Below are 15,526 nucleotides of genomic sequence, written 5' to 3' on the forward strand. Positions count from 1 at the left end.
GGTTTTGTGATTAATTCTCTTTCTCAATTCTTTTATCAAAATAGAATAATACAATTCCTAATGCAATAATACCTAAACCAAATAAACTTTCTTTTGGTTTTTGCATCAAAACGAAATAACAGATATATAAACTAAATGCTAAAAATATAGCAGGTAAGACATAAAAGAATTTACTTTTGATAATAGTTAATTGATCTTGTTTGATAAAGAAAGCTGTACAAACTGCTAATGTTGCTAATATTTGTAAAACAAACGATGTATAGGTAAAAATCACTTCAAAATCTCCTGAAAAAATTAGCAAAATACTAATTGCTGTATGCACCCAAATTGCACGAACTGGAATTCTATTTTTGTTCTCTTTCGCCATAAAATTCCACAATTTATTTTCGCGCGCTGTGGCTTGCGTCAAACGAGAACCAATCCACAAATAACCGCTAATCGTCGCAATTAATTGTAAAGCAATAAAGCAACTCACCCATTTTACATTATTTCCAAGCAGATTACCGAACGAAATATTTGCAACATTTTCTTGTCCAGCCAAAGTTCCTGCTGATGCATGTTTCAAGAAAACATAATTTAGCAAAACATAAGAAATCGTGACAAAAATAACGCCTATAAATAGTGCTTTTGGTAAGTTTTGTTTTGGTTGCTCAATTTCTTCTACGATGTATGAAGCCGAATTCCAACCTGTATAAGCAAAAGTAACATAAACCAAAGACGTCGCAAATGCAGGAAGTAACAATTCATTTTTCCAAGTCGAATCAAAAACTACCGCATTTGGCTCAACTGCTGGAGCAAAATAAAAACCTAAAACAATTAAAACAACAATAAATACAACTTTTAGAATAGTAAAAATATTCTGAAATTTACTACTCAAATTTAGACTGAATGATTGAAAAACGGCAACAATCAAAATCATGGCTATTGCAAATTCTTTTCCTAAATCAAACCCGAAAACATTCAAGTATTTTCCCATTGCCAAAGCCGCTAAAGAAATCGGCGCTGAGAAACCAACGAATAAAGAAATCCAACTTGATAAATAACCAAAAACAGGATGAAATGTGCGAGATAAGTAAATATAATCTCCTCCTGATTGTTTAAATTTTGAAGCTAACTCCGAATAAATAAATGCGCCAATCAACGCTAACAATCCTCCTATTGCCCACAATAATAAGATAGAAGTTGTATTTTTTAGATCAGAAATTTGATAACCCAAACTGGTAAAAACACCTGTTCCGATCATATTCGAAATCACTAATGCTGCTGCGGTTTTCCAACCAATTTTTGAATGTGCCATACACAAAAAAGTGCCAATTGAATGTTTGAATTTACATTAAAATTGACACTTAGAATATTTTATTATTGATTAAAATTTAAAACTTGCACGCGCAAAATAATACGCTCCTGTCATCCCCATTTGCACTGGCGCATACGGAAAAACTCCATAATAAGAATTCTCGTAAACTTGCTTGTCTGGGAAAACATCAAACAAATTATTTGCACCAATTGTAAAGTTGAAATTCTTTGTAATATCATAACCAATCGAAGCATCCGTCACCACTTTTCCCGTGTGTTCTTGGATACTTCCCCAAGGATATCCATCTTTTGTCACTTTTCCGAAATACGTGTTACGCACCATAAAATTGAATCCAGAAATTGCATAATTCAATCCTAAAGTTACTTTTGTTTTTGGACTTAATGATTCGATAATATTGACTTGATCAGAGCCAAAAAATTCTTCCGTTGGAATTGTTAAAGCTGTTGGAAAATGATAACCGACAATCTTTGTTTCATTGATATTTCCTGATAAACTTGCATTCAATTTTCCTCGACCTAAACGTGTATCATAGGAAATCACTAAATCCAAACCTTTGGTTTCTGTATCAATTGCATTCGTAAAAATACGCGCTGTCGCTACATTATATTTTTCTAAAGCAGGATCTGTGATATCAGAAGTTAAGACAATTCGGTCATCAACTTTTATAAAATATCCATCCAATGTGATGAATAATTTTGAAGTCGGACGAAATGTTAAACCTAAACTTGCATTGATTGATTTTTCTTCTTTCAATTTATCCAAACCAATTTCTCTCGACAATTCAGACTCATTTTGGATAATTCCTTTTGTAACCAAAACTTGATCTCCATTATCATTCAAGAATAAATCAGTATATGAATTACTAAAGTATTTTTGTTGTAAAGAAGGCGCTCTAAATCCTGTTGAAATTGCTCCACGAACCGAATATCCTTTTGCGTATTCATATCGCATCGCTAATTTTCCGTTGATTGTACTTCCAAAATCTGAGTAATTTTCGAAACGTCCAGCCAAATCAGCCGTAAAATCTCCAAATTTCAATTCTCCATCTACATAAGCCGCAACTGAATGACGATCACCTTTTACAGCATTTAATGGAGAAAATCCTACAAAAGATTCAGATCCAGAACCTGTGTAAGAAGCTTCATCTCCTGCTTCGATTTTATATTGTTCAAAACGATATTCTCCTCCAAACGCTAAGCTAACATTTTGATTGATTCGTTTCGAAAAATCTAAATTGACTGTATTTTGTAAAAATTGATGTTTCCCTGCATAAAAATCGGTTGGAGAATTTAAACCTAATGATTGATTAATTGAATTTTCTAAATCATATTTGAATGAATTTAAACCAAAAGTATTACTCAAGTCAACTTTCCATCCATCATATGAATAACGTAATCCTGTCGAATTTGAATAATCATTTACATTAGATTTTAACGTTGCTTGAAAACCATTTGGATAAATTTTTAACGCATCTTCAGACAATTCGCTTGGCAATCTTCTAAAACCGAATCCATTTCCTTGGCGTAATGAAACGCCTCCAAATGAATAAAAATCTAATCGATCATTAATCGCCGTTTCAGCATTTACAAAAAATTGTTGATTTTTGATTGCCGCATCTCCAATTTGAAATCTAAAATCTTTTCTCGAAAGTCCTAAAGCAGCAATTTTAGCATCATCCGCAGCTCTTGCTGCATCTGGATCATCTGCAAAATCGTAGGCGAAATTATCTCCAAAAATATCTAAATTATGATCTTTTGAACGATTCGTTTTCTTGCGCTCACTTACAACCGCCGAAAAAACAATTGAACCTGATTGTCCTAATTTCGTTCCATAACTTCCGTTAAAATTATACGTTTCACCATCATTTCGAGAAGTCTGACCATACGTCAAAGACGCGTCACCTCCTGGTTTAGATTTCAAAACAATATTTACAACTCCCGCAATCGCATCAGAGCCATATTGCGCAGCCGCACCATCACGTAAAACTTCAATTTTATCGATCGCCGAAATCGGAATTGCACCTAAATCTGTTCCTACAGAACCATTCCCTACCGTATTTTGGTAATTCACCAACGAAGTTGTGTGACGACGTTTTCCATTAATCAAAACCAAAACCTGATCTGGTCCCATTCCGCGCAACGTCACAGGATCGATATGCTCCGTTCCATCGGCAGATGATTGACGAACCGAATTAAAAGAAGGAATAACCACATTCAAAATATCATTTACACTCAATTGAGGAGAAGACGTTTTCAATTTCTCAACATCGATAATATCGACAGGAACTGACGAATTAACCACCGTTCTTTCTGATGTACGACCACCGATTAAAATAACTTCGTTAAGATTTGTTTCCTCCTTTTCAACTTCTTGAGCGAAAAGTGTAGATGCGCAAATAAATGCGAATGAAGCAAGTAAAAATTTGTTTCTTTTCATTTTTAATTTTCATAAAACTTTCAAGAAACCAACAGATAAAAGTGAAATACTTTTACTCATCTTTCCCTCTAATAGGTTGGATTTAGCACCTTAGATTATAAGTCATCTGGTTGCTAAGGTTTCACAGGGCCAATCCCTCCACCTTTCTTGATAAGTTATGCAAAGGTAATGTTAAAAAATGAAAATGCAAATAATACTCTATCATTTTTATAGAGTTATTGAATTAACAATGAAATATCTAACTCTTGACTTTCGTCCAAATTCATCATTGCATTGATTCGTTTGAATGATTTGAAGTTAACTAGATCTGAAACCTTTATATTTTTCTGAATGATTTCGCCTGATTGCAACAAAGCTTCTCTCATTGTTCCTTTCAACAAAAAACTTCGCGGCGTGATCCATTGAGAACCGTCAAAAAAAACAATATTCGAATAAATACAATCGGTAATATAATTTGATTTCACCAAGACCAAATCATCTGTTTTTGATTCTTTTAAATACTCATCAAAAAACCAACGATCTAAATATTTGTAGGAATAATCAATTTTATTTTCGATCTCAAAAAGTTGAATACTTTCAATTGGTTTGATTTGATACGGTTGAAATTCTACCGATTGAATTTCTCGATCATAAACAATTCTAACTTTATATTTTTCATCCGTTAAATCTGTTGGAAACTTAATAATTTCGTTCAATAAAATCGGATTGATTTCAGTAAAATTATCATTTCTTGTTCGATCAAATCTCGCTTGATGAAATTCTAAATTTCGAAGTTGTTTATTCACACAACAAATCGATTCAATAAATTGGAACATATACTTTCTGAATTAATTCTTCGTATTCTGCTTTCGCTTTGCTTTTTGCCGTTATTCCTCCTCCACTCTTGAAAAACAATTCGCCTTGATTATTTTCAATAAAACGAATCATCACAGCACTATCAAGATTTTTTCCATCAAAAACACCAAAAACTCCTGTATAAAAATTACGATGATACTTTTCTGCTTCTAAAATAATTTCGACGGTTTTCTTTTTGGGAGCACCGCAAATAGAACCTGCAGGTAAAAGTTGATCGAAAATCGTTCCTAAGTTTTGGTAATAATCATCGTTCAAATCACCTTTTATCTCAGAACTCACTTGCAAAAGTGTTGCATCATTTGTCTTCACCTCATCCATGTAGCGATAATTTGTTACCTCAACATTTTCTGAAACAAGACTCAAATCATTTCTAATTAAATCGACAATTGTAGCATGTTCGGCAGCTTCTTTTTCATCATTCAAAATAAGTTGCTTCGCATTTAGAATCGAGGCATCAATGGTTCCTTTCATTGGATTTGAAAAGATTTTTTGAGCTTCAATTTTCACAAAACGTTCGGGAGAAAAACAAACAAATTCGTCTTTATATTTCAATTTATATTTTGTTTCAGAAAACTGAAAAATATCATTCAAAGACAAATCAGTTTCAATTTTTGTTGGAAGCGTTAAATTCGTTAAATATGAATTTCCAAACAAAATATTATCGTGAACATAATTGAATTTTGGCAAATATTCGTCAAAGGAAATCGGGAATTTATTGAATTTAAAATCTTTCTGAAAAGATTCTTTTTTTGTTGAATCTACTTCAAATTTTATCTCATCAGGTAATTCATTTAACGGAATTACTTCTCCATTTTCTTTCAAAAAATCGATCATAAAAAAAAAGGGAACTTTTGCAGCTCCCAATTCATTCATTTTCGTAAAAATCGAATGCTTTGCTAACATTCGATAAAATTAATATTATTCTTGGTTTGTACCAAGTAGATCAATTTCTGTTTTTTCATCATCTGTCAAAATCATATCTTTTAACATAAAATAAACCATCATATAGCCAATTGGATAAGTTGCTAACACACCCACATAACAAGCAATAGCTCCTATTGAAGCAACCAGACTAACAACAATAGCTATTAGAATCATCCACCAAAAATTCTTTTTTACGATTGCATAAGAAGTTTTCATTGCGTCAATAGCGCTCATATTTCCATAATGAATAAGATACGGAGCCAGATAAATACACGCTTGTAAGAACAATAAAAATACTGTCGCCACTAAGATGTATAACATACCAAAAAGCGATGAACCAATCATTAATGCTGAGTTTACATTTTCGGGATCATTAAACATAAGTGGTAAAAAAGAAAAAATAATGTATGGTAACATTACAACTATTGCAACTCCCATTACGATAAGTGTTAAAAGGAAATAGCTTCCTATATTTTTGAAACCTCCAAAAAAGTCACCTAGTTCTAATGACATTTTGTTTTCGGCACGTTCTGCTCCAATCATAAATCCCATTATAAGTGGATACATCACAAAAAGCAATCCGATTATAGTGAAGGAAGTAAACATATAAACAATAGCTGCAACAAGAGCATAAATAACAAATGGCTGCCAATTATTTTGGAAAAGTTCTAATGATTGATTGAAATATTTTCCGATATCAAATTGGAATTTATTGTTTTTGTAATACTCAATTTTGTTGTAATCTAATGTTTTCATCTTAACGTTGGTTTAATTGAAATTAATGTAAATTTGCTTGATTAGTAGAATAAAAATTAATAATTGTTACAACATGAATGCAAACGATTTATTATCAATCATAAAAAATAGACGCTCTATATTTCCTCCGCAATACAATCAAGAAGAAATTACGCGCGAAGAATTGAATCAAATTTTTGAGGCAGCAAATTGGGCGCCATCTCATAAAAAAACAGAACCTTGGCGTTTTGTTGTTTTAGAAGGACCTGCAAAAGACCGTTTCCGCGAATACGTAAAGCGTGTTTATGTGCAAGGAACGCCAACAGATCAATTGAGCGACAGAAAAATAAATGCATTAATTGAGAAATGTGATAAGTCGAATAAAATTGTATTAATCAATTTTATCAACACAGAAAAAAATCCTGAATGGGAAGAATTAGCTGCAACTTCTATGGCTGTTCAGAATATGTGGTTAATGGCAAGTGCGCTAAAGATTGGTGCATATTGGTCTTCTCCAGCAAACATTATCGCCAATGTTGATGAGTTTACAACTATGGAAGAAGGCGAAAAATGTGTTGGTGTTTTCTATATGGGAAAAATTGAAGGAGATTCTCCAGAAGCTGTTCGTCAACCAATCGAAAATAAAGTGAGATTTTTAGAGTATTAAAAACTCTTTAGAAAATAATTTGAAAAAGACTACTAATTTTTTAGTGGTCTTTTTTATTAAATAGAAAATCAACTCTTTATGATTTTTGTATATTTGACTAAATACTTTAATATGAAATACATGAAATCTATTTTTAACTACTTATTAGTTGTAATCTCTATTAGTTTTTTTACATCTTGCAAAAACTCTAATCTGCCTGTTTACAACGATCCAATCCCGAAACACGAAACATTTACAATTGATTCTAAAATTCTAAATGAAAAACGAGTTATTAATGTTTGGGTTCCAAAAGAATATTCGACTTCTCAGGATTCGTTATCCGTTTTGTATATGCCTGATGGCGGAACAAAAGAAGATTTTCCACATATTGCAAACACATTAGATAGTTTGATTACTTCGAAAAAAATAAAACCAGTTATTTTGGTTGGAATAGAAAATATACAACGTCGCAAAGATTTGAGTCCACCAACTGAAAATGAAGAAGATAAAAAAATAGCCGATGTTGTGGGAGGTTCTAATCAATTTAGAAGCTTTGTCAAGGATGAGTTATTTCCTGAAATCACGAAAAAGTATCGCACTAAAAATAATAAAGGAATTATTGGCGAATCGTTGGCTGGATTATTTATCATGGAAACTTTTCTGAAACAACCAGAAATGTTTGATTATTATATTGCAATTGATCCTTCACTTTGGTGGAACGATCACAAAATGTTATTGAATTCAAAAAATGATTTAGCTAAATTTCCTTCAACTCCAAAAAAGTTATGGTTTGCAGGATCTGGAGCAAGTGATATTTTACCTTATACAGATGATTTGAAGAATATTTTGACGCAAGAAAAACTTCCAAATCTACAATGGAATTATTCTCCAGAACCGAAAGAAGAACATGCTACAATTTACAGAGCAACTAAAGAAAAAGCATTGATTTGGAGTATTGGTAAATAAAATTTATCTGATAAATAAAAAACCCTCACTTCAAATGAAGTGAGGGTTTTTTATGCGATTCGTTTTCCTAAAATAGTTAAACTTCTTTCTATTCCGTCTAAAATTGCAATATTGGGATAATTTCCCCAATCTTCGAAACCAAAATGCTTGAATAATTTCAAGCTCGGTTCATTATGCGAAAAAATAAAACCTAAAATCGTTTTGATTCCAAATTCTGGTGCTTTCGTAATGCTATATTCCAACACTTGTTTTCCTAAACCTTTTCCACGTTGCATAGCATCTAAATAAATGCTAATTTCTACAGTTGCATCATAAGCTGGTCTTCCATAAAAAGATTGAAAACTTACCCAACCTACAATGTCTTTCGATTCATTTTCTACAACCCAAAGTGGTCTTTTTTCAGGTGAATGTTCTTCGAACCATTTTACTTTACTTTCAACTGAAACTGGTTCGGTATCGGCAGTTACTAATCGCGAAGCTATTGTAGAATTATAAATTTCTGTTATTTTTTCTAAATCGCTTCGTTTAGCATCTCTGTATGTTAACATCTAAATTTTTAAATTTTATTCTCTGTTTGATTTTAAAAAGGAATATTCTTTTTCATCGCCATCATATAGCCCAAATGCATTGCTTCGTGAATATTGTTGTACAAAATTGCATCTTCAATCGATTCTAACGTCATACCAAAACTTGTTTTATATGATCGATAATACGATAGTTTTTCCGAACGATAATCCTTGAACATCTGCATTGGTGTACTTTCCAACATTTCCTTCAATTCTGTCACATCTTCTTCCGTTACTTCCGTATTTCCGATTGTTCCTTTTTTATACTTCTGAATAAACTGAATATCGACCAACATCCTATTATCGGTTAAATAATAATGGATCAATTGTTGTGTTGCCAAAACGTGAGCCGCATTCCAAAACAAATTGTTTTTATAGCCAACAGGTATATAAAGTAGTTGCTTTAGAGAGTGTTGTTCAAGCTCATCAATAATCTGTTTTCTTATATTCGTCAGATAAATAATATGCTCTTCCATAGTCAGATTTAAAGTTTAAATATACATCAAATTAAGTCTATTTATCAAATTATAAAGCAAAACAATTAAAATCACGTTTTTAGATTATTTAAAGTCTTTGATTCTTCGTAATTTTGTCTCATTAAAATTAAAAGATGGCTTACACAAGAGATCAAATATATCAAGTATTAGAAGAATTAGGTATTCGCAATTGGATGCGTAACGCTCAAGTGATGGGAAATGATATTATATTGGATATTGTTTCTCCTTCGCCTGCAATGCACGAACGCAAGCGTTTGGAAATTGCGTTGAAAAATGCATTTAAAGAAAATTTACCTGAGTCAAATCTTAAACTTAACATTTCTGTTGAAGTTGAAGAAAAAAATCCGAACGAAATCAAAGGTTCTGAATTGCCAGGTGTTAAAAATATTATCGCTGTAGCATCAGGTAAAGGTGGTGTTGGTAAATCTACTGTTTCATCAAACTTAGCAATAAGTTTAGCAAACATGGGATTCAAGGTAGGTTTATTAGATGCTGATATCTACGGACCTTCTATGCCAATTATGTTCGATTGTCAAGATGCTCGTCCATATTCTGTAGAAGTTAATGGAAAAACGAAAATAAAACCAGTAGAAGCTTACGGAATTAAATTATTATCAATTGGATTCTTTGCTGATACAGATCAAGCAATTGTTTGGAGAGGACCGATGGCTGCAAAAGCATTGAATCAAATGATTCGTGATGCACATTGGGGAGAATTAGATTTCTTATTAATCGACTTACCTCCAGGAACAGGTGACATTCATTTATCTATCGTTCAACAAGTTCCAATTACAGGAGCTGTTGTAGTTTCTACGCCTCAAAATATTGCATTAGCAGATGCAAAAAAAGGAGTTGGAATGTTCCAAATGGAAGCGATTAATGTTCCAGTTTTAGGAATTGTAGAAAATATGGCGTATTTTACACCAGAAGAATTACCTAACAACAAATATTATATCTTTGGACAAAATGGTGCAAAGAACTTAGCAGAACAAATTGGTGTTCCTTTCTTAGGCGAAATTCCAATTGTACAATCTATTCGCGAAGCTGCTGACGTTGGTCGTCCAGCTGCAATGCAAGAAGATACTGTTGTAGCTAATGTTTACAAAGAAATTGCACGTAACGCAGTACAAAGTTTAGTAGAACGTAACAATACTTTGCCTCCAACAGAAGCCGTTCGTATTACAACGATGGCAGGTTGTTCGGCAAAAAATTAAAAAAAGTAAAAGATCATGACTCCAGAAGAAAAATATTCAGAAGTTGAAAAGGCCTTAACTGAAATTAGACCATTCTTAAATTCAGATGGAGGCGATATCGAATTAGTATCTGTAGAAGATAATATTGTAAAAGTTCGCCTTACAGGTGCATGTATAGCATGTTCTGTCAACCAAATGACCTTAAAGTCTGGTGTTGAAATGACCATCAAAAAATATGTTCCAGAAATAGTTTCGGTTATCAATGTTTCAGATTTTGAAACTTCAACTGAAGCAGATCAAATATCTTCCTTAAAAGAAGAAAATTAGAATATCATTAGATTCTCATAAATTAAAACGCCTTTATATCAATTTATAAAGGCGTTTTATTATTTTTGGCAAACAATTTGAATCTTAACCTCAAAACCAAAAATTCAAAATGAAAAAATATATTTTATTTTTTACTTTTATTGTCCTTTCATTTGCATTGCCTTTAAATGCTCAAAACAACTACAAAGTTGGCGAAAATCTAAAATTTAGAGTTCATTATTCTGGATTGAATGCAGGTTTTGCTTCAATTGATGTAAGAGAAGCTACATTGAACGGAAAAAGCCATTATCACATCGTAGGAAAAGGAACTTCTACTGGTGCGGTACGTGCTTTTTTTAAGGTAGATGATAATTACGAATCGTATATTGATAAAACAGATTTGAAACCGACAAAATTTGTTCGAAATATTGTAGAAGGAAGTTACAAACGTCATCAAATCTATTATTTTGATCACGCCAATAGAAAAGCAAAAGTTGAAAATAAACGAGATGGAAAAGTAACAACAGAAACAATTCCGTACGATGCACAAGATTTACTTTCTGCTTTTTACAGCTTACGTAATGCCAATCATTCCACTCTTAAAACAGGAAATTATTTGAACGAAAATATTTTTCTTGGTGACGAAACATTAAAGTTTCGATTAAAAGTTTTGGGACGTGAAACCTTAAAAACAAAATTCGGAAAAATTGCAGCAATAAAAATTCGTCCTTACGTACAATCTGGTCGCGTTTTCAAAGAATCAGAATCGGTTACGATGTGGATTTCTGACGATGATAACTTAGTTCCGCTAAAAATAAAAGCGGGTTTATTAGTTGGATCGTTAAATGCAGATCTAAATGAATATAAAAATTTAAAATATCCAATCAATTTTACAAAGTAAAGTGATTAGTAAATCATTAAAAAATCCGACAAAATTAATATTGTCGGATTTTTTTATTTCTCTAAATATTCCAAAAAAACATCACTCGGAATTTCCATTGCACCCAGACTCGCTAAATGTTCGGTATAAACTTGACAATCGATCAACTTATATTTCTTATGATATTTTGCTACAAATTGTATAAAACCAGCTTTGGAAGCATTGCTCACTTTCGCAAACATACTTTCTCCACAAAAAACATCGCCCATATCAACTCCATAAAAACCACCAACCAATTCGTCGTTTTGCCAAACTTCGATACTTTTAGCAATTCCCATTTCATGTAACGTACAATATGCTTCAATCATATCATTTGTAATCCATGTTCCGTCCTGATCTTTTCTATACGCTTGCGAACAATTTGTAATCACTTCTCGAAACGCTTTATTTTCTGAATACGTAAATATTTGATCTCGAAAAACTTTCTTCATCGATTTCGAAACATGTAAATTTTCTGGAAATAAAACAAATCGATCTTGTGGAAACCACCAAATAATTGGATCTTCTTCATTAAACCAAGGAAAAATTCCTTTCTGATAAGCCAAAATTAGGCGTTCTGGCGAAAGATCTCCTCCAACAGCTATAATTCCCTCGCTATTCACTTCATCGTAATCAGGAAAGATTAAATCAGAACTTAACCAATACATATCGTTTTGTGTATAATTTATATAAAATTAAAAAAACGTGTCCAATAAAGAACACGTTTAGTATTAATTGATGTTTTTTTCCTTAGAATGGTAAATCATCATCATCTCCATTAGAAAAAGTATCTACTGGAGGCGCTGGTGCAAAATTATCGTAACCTTGAGGTGCTTGTGCAGCTGCATTCGCCATATTCTCAATTCTCCACGCTTGGATTGTATTAAAATATCTTGCTACTCCTTCTGGATTAATCCACTCACGACCACGAATATTGATAGAAACTTTCACTTCATCACCAGGTTTGTAAGCATTCAACACATCAGTCTTATCTTGTGTAAGCTCAATTAAAATATCTTGTGGATATTGTTCTTGCGTTGTAACAACAAATTCTCTTTTCTTGAAACTTGCAGTAATATTTTGAGTTTCAAATACTTTCTTAATTCTTCCTGTAATTTCCATTTTTGTAAAAGCTTTGTACAAATTTAGAATGTAAAAAAAGATTAAAAAAATTTTATTTCGAAATTTTGTTAGAAAGAAAACTTGTGTATATTTGCAATCCAAATCGGTGAGATTTTAGCGGGCGTGGTGGAATTGGTAGACACGCTAGACTTAGGATCTAGTGCCGCAAGGTGTGGGAGTTCGAGTCTCCCCGCCCGTACAACTAAGAAAGGTAATTACTTAATAACATAGTAGTTACCTTTTTTGATTTATACAATTGCACAACTATTGCACAGTAATCTATAAAAATTATTAAATAGATTAAGTTTACAACATGCACATCTAAGTATTATAAATATAGTTAGTAATTAAGACACTACAAAATAACACTTATCACAAAACAACTATATTCTGAATAAAACAAACAGCACTATAATAGTATATAAAAGCTCAAAGTCTATAAGTAAAATTATAAAAATCGCATACCCATACCCAAAATAAAAAAGTGATTTTCTTCTCAGAAAACCACCCCCTATCATCTACATAGATGCTAATATGAATCTACTTTTTGGTAAATATTACTTTATAATTATCATATTCTTCAAAAGTAATGGGAATCAAAAGCTTTTTCATTCCTCTTTTATTTCTAACATAATAGACATGCAAAATCAACATAAAAAAGAGCGATAAAATAAAAATAAGTAGTGAATTTAAAAACGTCTCTAAGATAAAAAACGGGATTACTTTGAAAAACAGATTAACATAACTATCATTCAATATTCTATCAACTTTATAACCTTTAACCAAACCTGTTTCTAAAAAAATAAATTTCTCTGTACCTACCATATCATTTGTTTCTTTTAAGCTATCAATCAACTCATTAATATTTGAATCTTTGACATATAACTTATGATAGATTAAAGGCGAAATATACCCCTCATACTCATCATTCCTTCCAAAACTATCAGTTTCATCGGTCTCTCTACTTACAACCCCTACATAATTAGTTTTCACTATAACGTCGTTATTATATTTACTTTTAAAAATCATTTTCATTAATACTGATGCTAAAACAACTGTTATCAGACCTACTAATAAAACATTTAAAGTAACTGATCTCCTTTTAAAGTATTTGAATAACAAGAATAAAATTGGAGCTAACAATATTAATACAAACGCGTTATTAACAAAGCCATCTAAACTGTACTTGACGAAAAAAGCAAAACAAAGATTTATTATAATAATATCAAACCACATTAAAAAGATTTGATAATAACCAACTTCTATCATGCGATAATAACTAACCTCTTTCATTAATAGTATTAAATAGAATTAATAATATCAACAAAAGAAACACTATTATGCTAATAGTATTAAAATATGGCTTATATAATTTATAACCATAATTCTCTAAATCATTTTTAAACTCATCATACTTTTTATCTTTTTTAAATATGAAAAGTATTTTTTTAGATAAAACATAACTAACAAAAACTGTAAAGAAACTATGTATATTATATCTATCTATAAAATAATCAAATTTTATAGACATAAATAGCTTATAAAAAAAGGGATGTAAAAACAATGATAGAAATAAAAATAATGGAATTAATACAAAATAGCTTAATCTTGGTTCTATTTTAATACTGTTTTTCTTCTTTTTAACAACATATTTAGAACCCTTATATTCATATAAATAGTTTTTTGAAGTTTTTAACGAATCAATTTCTTTAATTGTTGTTTCTCTTAAATTTTCCATTCATCAAAATATTATATAAGTTAAAAAAGCTAATAAAGCCCCAAATAATTGAGCAGACCTATTATGCTCATTACTTGATGAAAGAAGTGAGATAGTCTCCCAAATAATCAGAAAAATCATAATAATTATTTTGTTAAATTCTGCATCAAAAATCTTTAATATTGTGAATATAAAGACTAAACTAATCATATTGCAAGTAAAGCTTAATCCAAATTGATATCCCTTAGAGGTATTATTAACAACTTTATTTTGATTAGCTTCAAAAAGTGAAATAAAAATACCAAATACAAGACCACCAAGAAGATTACTAATTAAATTCACCACATAAGTTCCCAAAAAGAGTAAAAAATAATAGATATAAATCATTTTAATATGTTTCTACAAAGTTTAATTTAATTCTGAATATTATATTACGGAAAACCGTAATTGTAACATTTTAAATATCGTTATAATTGTAAAAAATTATAATGAAACATATTATTTTATTTATATTCTTAATTAATAGCTGTGTATTCTCTCAAATTACCAAAGAACATATCTTCAAAATTGAAACTGAATACAGTATAATAAATACAAAAAATCATGAAAAATCTAAAGGTATTGATTTAACTTTCAGACATCCTAAAGATTGGATAATTAAAGAAGGATTTCGACCAAACATTATTTATTCAATTAATGATTCCGTTACAAATAGTTCGATAATGATTCAAATAACAGAAACTAAAGGATTAAAAGAACTAATAAAAACAAAAAAGGATTTAGTTGAACTTAATAAACTTTTAATCCCAAACAATACGGATTGTGTAAAACTTATAAAACAAATATCCTCAAACACTAAAAAAGAGAGATGTGAAAATATAAAAATTGAAGGACTACCGACCACAATAATGTATTTTTACAATAAACAAAGTACTCTAGGCGTTGAATTAGAACCTTATTATATTAATTATCAAATATTTTACGATTATAAGATGATAAATATAAATTTCGTATTTAATTCAATGAACACCGACGAAAGACTTGCTGAATACTTCTCTAAAAAAGTTATGGCTACCTTTGTTTTAAACAACTTATGGATTTAGCTAATAAGTAAGGCTAGAATAATCTAGCCTTTTTCTATATTTTATAAAACCTGTAAGATTAGGGTATAAACATAAATGTTAATACATATATAGTTATTACATATTAACTAATACAAATATTATTATTAATAGAAGTATAATGTTTAACCCGTAGTGCATTTAGGTAATATTAATTTTTAATTTGTTAATATTTCTATTTTGGTTTCTGTTTATTGATTGAATA

Annotated in this window: 18 protein-coding genes, 1 tRNA gene and 1 riboswitch; of the genes, 7 read left to right on the forward strand and 12 right to left on the reverse strand. The window is 30.7% G+C overall.

Going from position 1 to position 15,526, the window contains the following annotated elements; all coding sequences use genetic code 11:
• Window positions 1-10: 10 nt before the first annotated feature.
• The 5 genes from HXZ69_RS04370 to HXZ69_RS04390 form a co-directional block, all read right to left on the reverse strand.
• On the reverse strand, window positions 11-1,297 hold the full coding sequence (locus HXZ69_RS04370; protein ID WP_286495154.1) for an APC family permease: 1,287 nt from the start codon (window positions 1,295-1,297) through the stop codon (window positions 11-13).
• Between the two features lie 69 nt (window positions 1,298-1,366).
• Window positions 1,367-3,754, reverse strand: a complete 2,388-nt coding sequence (locus HXZ69_RS04375) for a TonB-dependent receptor plug domain-containing protein (RefSeq protein ID WP_286495155.1) — start codon at window positions 3,752-3,754, stop codon at window positions 1,367-1,369.
• A gap of 53 nt (window positions 3,755-3,807) precedes the next feature.
• A riboswitch (SAM riboswitch) is annotated at window positions 3,808-3,911 on the reverse strand.
• Window positions 3,912-3,969: 58 nt separating this feature from the next.
• Window positions 3,970-4,569: an aminotransferase class IV gene (locus HXZ69_RS04380; protein ID WP_286495156.1), complete on the reverse strand. Its 600-nt coding sequence runs from the start codon at window positions 4,567-4,569 to the stop codon at window positions 3,970-3,972.
• Entirely contained in the window at window positions 4,553-5,512 is a 960-nt protein-coding gene (locus tag HXZ69_RS04385; RefSeq protein WP_286495157.1) for an aminodeoxychorismate synthase component I, read from the reverse strand. The genes HXZ69_RS04380 and HXZ69_RS04385 overlap by 17 nt, the downstream gene beginning before the upstream one ends.
• A gap of 15 nt (window positions 5,513-5,527) precedes the next feature.
• The gene (locus HXZ69_RS04390) at window positions 5,528-6,289 is read right to left on the reverse strand and encodes a DUF2189 domain-containing protein (RefSeq protein ID WP_286495158.1); all 762 of its coding nucleotides are present in this window, start codon (window positions 6,287-6,289) and stop codon (window positions 5,528-5,530) included.
• 73 nt (window positions 6,290-6,362) lie between these two features.
• Between HXZ69_RS04390 and HXZ69_RS04395 the strand changes: the two genes are divergently transcribed.
• On the forward strand, window positions 6,363-6,935 hold the full coding sequence (locus HXZ69_RS04395; protein WP_286495159.1) for a nitroreductase family protein: 573 nt from the start codon (window positions 6,363-6,365) through the stop codon (window positions 6,933-6,935).
• Window positions 6,936-7,046: 111 nt separating this feature from the next.
• Entirely contained in the window at window positions 7,047-7,880 is an 834-nt protein-coding gene (locus HXZ69_RS04400; protein WP_286495160.1) for an alpha/beta hydrolase, read from the forward strand.
• 50 nt (window positions 7,881-7,930) lie between these two features.
• On the opposite strand, the gene HXZ69_RS04405 is transcribed toward HXZ69_RS04400, so the two are convergent.
• A complete protein-coding gene (locus HXZ69_RS04405) occupies window positions 7,931-8,428 on the reverse strand; it encodes a GNAT family N-acetyltransferase (RefSeq protein WP_171622578.1) in 498 nt (165 codons plus the stop codon).
• A gap of 32 nt (window positions 8,429-8,460) precedes the next feature.
• The gene (locus HXZ69_RS04410; protein ID WP_038336414.1) at window positions 8,461-8,922 is read right to left on the reverse strand and encodes a DinB family protein; all 462 of its coding nucleotides are present in this window, start codon (window positions 8,920-8,922) and stop codon (window positions 8,461-8,463) included.
• Window positions 8,923-9,056: 134 nt separating this feature from the next.
• On the opposite strand from HXZ69_RS04410, the gene HXZ69_RS04415 reads away from it, so the two are divergent.
• The 3 genes from HXZ69_RS04415 (at window position 9,057) to HXZ69_RS04425 (ending at window position 11,343) form a co-directional block, all read left to right on the forward strand.
• On the forward strand, window positions 9,057-10,157 hold the full coding sequence (locus HXZ69_RS04415) for an Mrp/NBP35 family ATP-binding protein (RefSeq protein ID WP_114998705.1): 1,101 nt from the start codon (window positions 9,057-9,059) through the stop codon (window positions 10,155-10,157).
• A 15-nt stretch (window positions 10,158-10,172) separates the two neighbouring features.
• A complete protein-coding gene (locus tag HXZ69_RS04420) occupies window positions 10,173-10,463 on the forward strand; it encodes a NifU family protein (RefSeq protein ID WP_114998704.1) in 291 nt (96 codons plus the stop codon).
• A 109-nt stretch (window positions 10,464-10,572) separates the two neighbouring features.
• Window positions 10,573-11,343 (forward strand): DUF3108 domain-containing protein, encoded by a 771-nt coding sequence (locus HXZ69_RS04425; RefSeq protein ID WP_286495162.1) that lies wholly within the window; start codon window positions 10,573-10,575, stop codon window positions 11,341-11,343.
• Between the two features lie 53 nt (window positions 11,344-11,396).
• On the opposite strand, the gene aat is transcribed toward HXZ69_RS04425, so the two are convergent.
• Together aat and HXZ69_RS04435 are read right to left on the reverse strand one after the other, a co-directional pair.
• On the reverse strand, window positions 11,397-12,029 hold the full coding sequence (gene aat / locus HXZ69_RS04430; protein WP_286495163.1) for a leucyl/phenylalanyl-tRNA--protein transferase: 633 nt from the start codon (window positions 12,027-12,029) through the stop codon (window positions 11,397-11,399).
• An 82-nt stretch (window positions 12,030-12,111) separates the two neighbouring features.
• Window positions 12,112-12,483, reverse strand: a complete 372-nt coding sequence (locus HXZ69_RS04435) for a DUF3127 domain-containing protein (protein ID WP_019976879.1) — start codon at window positions 12,481-12,483, stop codon at window positions 12,112-12,114.
• 117 nt (window positions 12,484-12,600) lie between these two features.
• Between HXZ69_RS04435 and HXZ69_RS04440 the strand changes: the two genes are divergently transcribed.
• Window positions 12,601-12,682 (forward strand) — tRNA-Leu (locus HXZ69_RS04440).
• 341 nt (window positions 12,683-13,023) lie between these two features.
• On the opposite strand, the gene HXZ69_RS04445 is transcribed toward HXZ69_RS04440, so the two are convergent.
• The 3 genes from HXZ69_RS04445 to HXZ69_RS04455 are packed head-to-tail and all read right to left on the reverse strand — an operon-like array spanning window position 13,024 to window position 14,587.
• A complete protein-coding gene (locus HXZ69_RS04445; protein WP_286495164.1) occupies window positions 13,024-13,776 on the reverse strand; it encodes a hypothetical protein in 753 nt (250 codons plus the stop codon).
• Complete coding sequence (locus HXZ69_RS04450; protein WP_286495165.1) at window positions 13,763-14,221, reverse strand: hypothetical protein; 459 nt, start codon at window positions 14,219-14,221, stop codon at window positions 13,763-13,765. The genes HXZ69_RS04445 and HXZ69_RS04450 overlap by 14 nt, the downstream gene beginning before the upstream one ends.
• A gap of 3 nt (window positions 14,222-14,224) precedes the next feature.
• Complete coding sequence (locus tag HXZ69_RS04455) at window positions 14,225-14,587, reverse strand: hypothetical protein (protein ID WP_286495166.1); 363 nt, start codon at window positions 14,585-14,587, stop codon at window positions 14,225-14,227.
• Between the two features lie 101 nt (window positions 14,588-14,688).
• Here HXZ69_RS04455 and HXZ69_RS04460 point away from each other — a divergent pair, with 101 nt between their 5' ends.
• Window positions 14,689-15,303 (forward strand): hypothetical protein, encoded by a 615-nt coding sequence (locus tag HXZ69_RS04460; RefSeq protein WP_286495167.1) that lies wholly within the window; start codon window positions 14,689-14,691, stop codon window positions 15,301-15,303.
• Window positions 15,304-15,526: the final 223 nt, after the last annotated feature.

The organism is Empedobacter sp. R132-2 (genome assembly GCF_030324375.1).
GTDB lineage: Bacteria > Bacteroidota > Bacteroidia > Flavobacteriales > Weeksellaceae > Empedobacter > Empedobacter falsenii_B.